This is a genomic window from Pseudorhodobacter antarcticus, from assembly GCF_900110135.1.
Lineage (GTDB): Bacteria > Pseudomonadota > Alphaproteobacteria > Rhodobacterales > Rhodobacteraceae > Pseudorhodobacter > Pseudorhodobacter antarcticus.
On record NZ_FOCO01000012.1, the window covers coordinates 93015 to 94756 of the forward strand.

At 57.3% G+C, this 1742-nt stretch carries 4 protein-coding genes; 2 read left to right on the forward strand and 2 right to left on the reverse strand.

Annotation, left to right across the window (positions count from 1 at the left end; translation table 11 throughout):
* Positions 1-208 precede the first annotated feature (208 nt).
* Both BMY36_RS08320 and BMY36_RS08325 read left to right on the forward strand, forming a co-directional pair.
* Complete coding sequence (locus BMY36_RS08320; protein WP_050518597.1) at positions 209-619, forward strand: DUF2177 family protein; 411 nt, start codon at positions 209-211, stop codon at positions 617-619.
* 83 nt (positions 620-702) lie between these two features.
* Positions 703-1026: an arsenate reductase family protein gene (locus BMY36_RS08325; RefSeq protein WP_050518596.1), complete on the forward strand. Its 324-nt coding sequence runs from the start codon at positions 703-705 to the stop codon at positions 1024-1026.
* A 45-nt stretch (positions 1027-1071) separates the two neighbouring features.
* Here BMY36_RS08325 and BMY36_RS08330 read toward each other — a convergent pair whose 3' ends face one another.
* Both BMY36_RS08330 and BMY36_RS08335 read right to left on the reverse strand, forming a co-directional pair.
* A complete protein-coding gene (locus tag BMY36_RS08330; protein WP_050518595.1) occupies positions 1072-1278 on the reverse strand; it encodes a cold-shock protein in 207 nt (68 codons plus the stop codon).
* 124 nt (positions 1279-1402) lie between these two features.
* On the reverse strand, positions 1403-1742 hold a 340-nt coding region (locus BMY36_RS08335), incomplete at its 5' end, for a transposase (protein ID WP_139193976.1).

A 1742-nucleotide genomic window follows, 5' to 3' on the forward strand; every position in this document is an offset into this window, starting at 1 on the left:
GCGCGCACGCCTAAACCCTGCGCGCACGCCTAAACCCTGCGCGCACGCCTAAACCCTGCGCGCACGCCTAAACCCCGCGCGCACGCCCAAACCCCCACACATCCCCAAACCCGCCCGCCCAAAAGGCGTAGGGTGGGTGGAACCCACCGCCCCGTCTGGTCGTTTCCCCCCCGCGCACTATCTTTCGCCTAACAACTCGGAGCATTTTATGACCCTCACCGCCATCGCCATTTTTATCGCCGCCACAGGCGTGTTTTTCCTCATCGCCGATGCGCTGATGCTCGGCTTTGTTATGGGCCCGATGTTTCGCACGCATCTGGGCACAGGCCTGCTTGATGGGTTGCGCGCAGGCCCCGCGATTGCGTTCTACGTCCTTTACATGGGCGGCCTCACTTATTTCGCAGGCATCCCCGCTTTGCGCGACGGTGCCGCCACCACCGCCCTCGTCCAAGGGGCGGTCCTCGGCCTCATAGCCTATGGCACGTATGAACTGACATCCTGGACCGTGATGCGCGACTGGCACCCGCAAATGGTGATCATGGATATGGCGTGGGGGACTGTTCTTAGCGGCGTTTCCGCCTATATTGGCGCACGCGTGGCACTTGCGTTCACCAGTTAACAGCAGGTTAACGAAAATCGCAAAACCATGATAAATCAAAGCGTAGCGTGTAAAATCGCGCGCGATCCACAAAGGAATTTGCGATGATCCTCTACGGCATCTCCACCTGCGACACTTGCAAAAAGGCGCTGAAATCCCTCACCGCCGCAGGCCACGCCCCCAGTTTCCGCGACATCCGCGCCGACCCGCTGACCGAGGCTGAAATCACCGAATTCATCACCGAATTTGGCGGCCAGATCATCAACCAAAAATCCACCACTTGGCGCGCCGCCTCTGACTGGCTCAAGGCCAGCGATGCGGACGAACAGTTGAAACAGCAACCCACCTTGATGAAACGCCCCGTCATTCGCGGCGATCACGGCCTTACGCTTGGCTGGGATGATGCTGTGATGGCGAAATATCTGTAACGGTGAAAAACGGCCCGCACCCGGCGGGCCGCCTCGCTCCATCCCTTACAGCAGCCGCAAATCCGCCGCAGACTCTTTGCCATCGCGCCCAGATTGCAGCTCAAACCCAATCTTTTGATTGTCGCTCAACCCCGTCAATCCCGCGCGCTCCACCGCCGAGACGTGAACGAAAATATCCTTGCCGCCATTGTCTGGCGCAATGAATCCATAACCCTTGGTGCTGTTGAACCATTTTACGGTGCCCGTTGGCATGCCGCGTCTCCTTCATCAATTCATCCCCCGGCGACATGCCGACGAACCGTGATGCTCAGATGCTTTGCCCGTCATTCCCGCGCAATCGGCCGCCTTTGGGTCAGGATCAAAGTATCCGTCTTGATCAAGCCTCTTTAATCACCCAATTTCGGTTTGCTTTGATGAGGGCGTTGGCGAGTTCAATCAGCTTTCGCATGAGCGCAGTAAGGGCGACTTTTGGTGGCTTTCCAGCTTTAATCATGGCTTGATATTTTGCCTTGAGGTCAGGGTTGAATCTCATCGCGACCAAGGCTGGCATGTAGAGGGCGTCCCTCACTACTTTGCGACCACCCTGAATGAATGATTTCCCTCGCCATTGTCCAGATTGCCGTGTCATCGGCGCTACTCCAGTTAAACAAGCCACCTGCTTTCGGTCCATACTCCCGATTTCAGGCATCTCTATGAGAATGGTTGAAGCACAGACC

What these genes read in the sequence shown, in the direction of transcription:
- BMY36_RS08320 (WP_050518597.1), top strand. Translation starts at nt 209, where the DNA reads ATGACCCTCACCGCCATCGCCATTTTTATCGCCGCCACAGGCGTGTTT.
- BMY36_RS08325 (WP_050518596.1), top strand. Translation starts at nt 703, where the DNA reads ATGATCCTCTACGGCATCTCCACCTGCGACACTTGCAAAAAGGCGCTG.
- BMY36_RS08330 (WP_050518595.1), bottom strand. Translation starts at nt 1,278, where the DNA reads ATGCCAACGGGCACCGTAAAATGGTTCAACAGCACCAAGGGTTATGGA.